Below are 2,497 nucleotides of genomic sequence, written 5' to 3' on the forward strand. Positions count from 1 at the left end.
TCGAGCTCGGCACCGCCGGCCATCGCCTGGATGAGTTCCTCGAGCTGCACCTTGCCCCGCTCGAACTCCGCGAGCAGCCGGCCGCGGTTGAGCAGGTAGAACCGGTCGCCGACCATGAAGGCGTGGTGCGGGTTGTGCGTGATGAACACGACGGCGACGCCGCGGTCGCGCGCCGCGAGGATGTACTTCAGCACGATGCCCGACTGACGCACACCGAGAGCGCTCGTCGGCTCGTCGAGGATGAGCACCTTGGCACCGAAGTGCACGGCCCGGGCGATCGCGACGGCCTGGCGCTCACCGCCCGAGAGCGTGCCGATCGGCTGGTCGGTGTCGCGCAGGTCGATTCCCATCTGCTTGAGGGCGGACTTCGTGACGTCCTTGGCGTTCTTCACGGAAAGGAGTCCGAGAGCCTTCGGGCCGCTGACGGGCTCGTTGCCGAGGAAGAAGTTGCGCCAGATCGACATCAGGGGAACCGTGGCGAGGTCCTGGAACACCGTCGCGATTCCGCGCCCGAGCGCATCGCGCGGCGACGAGAACTCGACCGGCTCGCCGTCGAGCGTGACGGAGCCCGAGCTCGGCTTGTGGACGCCCGACAGGATCTTGATCAGCGTGGACTTGCCGGCGCCGTTGTCGCCGAGGACGCACGTGACGGTGCCCGGGTCGACACGGAGGCTGATGTCGCGCAGCGCGATCACGCTGCCGAAGGTCTTGCCGACCTTCTTCAGCTCGAGGGCGGCCTGAACTCCGGTGGGAAGCTCGTGCGCGTTCTCGGCCGCGGCTTCTTCGACGGCCGCGACGATCTCCTGGTCGGCGACCGCGTTCGTCTCGTCCTGAGGCTCGTTGACGGTGCTCATTTCTTGCGACCTCCCTGGGCGCGACGCGAGATGGTGATGTTGATCAGCACGGCGGAGAAGAGGATGACGCCGAGGAACGTCGACACCCAGTCCTGGTCCCAGAGCGCGTAGGGGATGCCGATGGCCGCGAAGCCCATGATCAGCGCACCGATCGAGGCTCCGATCGCGGAGCCGGCGCCACCGGTGAGGAGCGTGCCGCCCACCGCCGCGGCGATGATGTAGTAGAACTCCTGGCCGACACCCTGGCCGGCCTGCATGCCGCGAAGACGCAGCAGGAACATGATGCCGACGAGCGATGCGGACACCGAGGTCATCACGAACAGGGTGATCTTGGTGCGGTTCACCGGGACGCCGGCGTTGCGCGCGGCGTTCGCGTCGCCGCCCGAGGCGAAGATCCAGTTGCCGAAGACCGTGCGGGTGAGCAGAAGCGTCGCGAAGATCGTGATCACGAGCCACCACACCAGGGAGATCTGGAACTGGGTGCCGGCGACGTCGAAGGTCGAGGAGAACAGCGACCTGGCGGAGTCGAACCCATCCCCCTGGTCGACGCCCGAGACGCGGACCGTGCCGGTGAGACCCTTCGTGATGGCGAGGTTCGCGCCCTTGAGCACGAAGAAGGTGCCGAGGGTGACGATGAAGGACGGGAGCGCGGTGCGGATCACCAGGATGCCGTTGATGAAGCCGATCACGGCGGCCATGACGACGGTGGCCGCGATGGCGGCCCAGACGTTCCAGCCGAGCTGAGTGATCAGCAGACCCGCGAACAGGCCCGACGTTCCGACCATGACGCCCGAGGAGAGGTCGAACTCGCCGCCGATCATGAGGAGTGCGACGAAGACCGCGACGATGCCGACGGGGGCCGCGAAGTCGGTCCAGCCGGCCGCGCCCTCGAGGGTCGCGAACTTGCCGGTCGTGTCGACGAAGGTGAAGAGGAGGAAGATCGCGACCGCGCCGATCAGTGCGCCGAGCTCGGGGCGGCGGAGCGTCTTGAGGTACCAGGGGGTGCGGCTCACGCGTTCATCGACCGCGATGTTGCTCGTGTTCGTGAGGAAAGACATGTTGTGGCTGCTCTCTGAAGAAGGGCGGCGCGCCCGTCATGGTGACGAACGCGCCGCCCGGAGGGACTAGCGGGTGCCGGCCTGGACCGAAGCCTGGACCGCCTGGACGTTGTCCTTGGTGACGAACGCCGGACCGGTGTAGACGGGGTTGCCGCCACCGACCTCGATCGCGTCCTTCACGGCCAAGTACAGGAGCTGCACGGCGAGGAAGCCCTGCGCGTACTGCTGCTGGTCGATCGCGAAGGCGAGCGTGCCCGCGCTGATCGCCTTGAGGGCGTCGTTCGACAGGTCGACGGTGCCGACGACGATCTTCGGGTTGACGGCCTGCACGGCGGGGAGCACGGCTCCCGTGGCGACGTCGGCGTTGAGGGCGAACACGCCGTCGATCGTCGGGTCGGCCTGGAGGGCCGCCTGGATCTTCGCCTCTGCACCGGTCAGGTCGGCGAGCGCGCCGTCGACGTTGAACTGCTGCACGGTGCCCTTGAAGGTCTTCGCGGCGCCGTTGCATCGATCGGTGAGCCCGGAGTTCGCGGCCTCCTGGATCGGGCAGAGGATCTTCTTGAGGCCGAGGTCGTTGAACTTCAG

The 2,497-nt window shown here is 67.5% G+C and carries 3 protein-coding genes; all 3 read right to left on the reverse strand.

Going from position 1 to position 2,497, the window contains the following annotated elements:
- On the reverse strand, positions 1-854 hold an 854-nt coding region (locus tag ASG00_RS14425), incomplete at its 3' end, for an ATP-binding cassette domain-containing protein (RefSeq protein WP_156456211.1).
- On the reverse strand, positions 851-1,912 hold the full coding sequence (locus tag ASG00_RS06225; RefSeq protein WP_045247799.1) for an ABC transporter permease: 1,062 nt from the start codon (positions 1,910-1,912) through the stop codon (positions 851-853). The genes ASG00_RS14425 and ASG00_RS06225, both read right to left, overlap by 4 nt.
- 66 nt (positions 1,913-1,978) lie before the next feature.
- Positions 1,979-2,497 (reverse strand): substrate-binding domain-containing protein (locus ASG00_RS06230; protein ID WP_162238357.1); only part of this gene is annotated, 519 nt, incomplete at its 5' end.

Source organism: Microbacterium sp. Leaf351 (assembly GCF_001423825.1).
Taxonomy (GTDB): domain Bacteria; phylum Actinomycetota; class Actinomycetes; order Actinomycetales; family Microbacteriaceae; genus Microbacterium; species Microbacterium ginsengisoli.

Bases quoted from the DNA above. Each gene is read 5' to 3' on its own strand.
- ASG00_RS06225 (WP_045247799.1), bottom strand. From the start codon at position 1,912: ATGTCTTTCCTCACGAACACGAGCAACATCGCGGTCGATGAACGCGTG.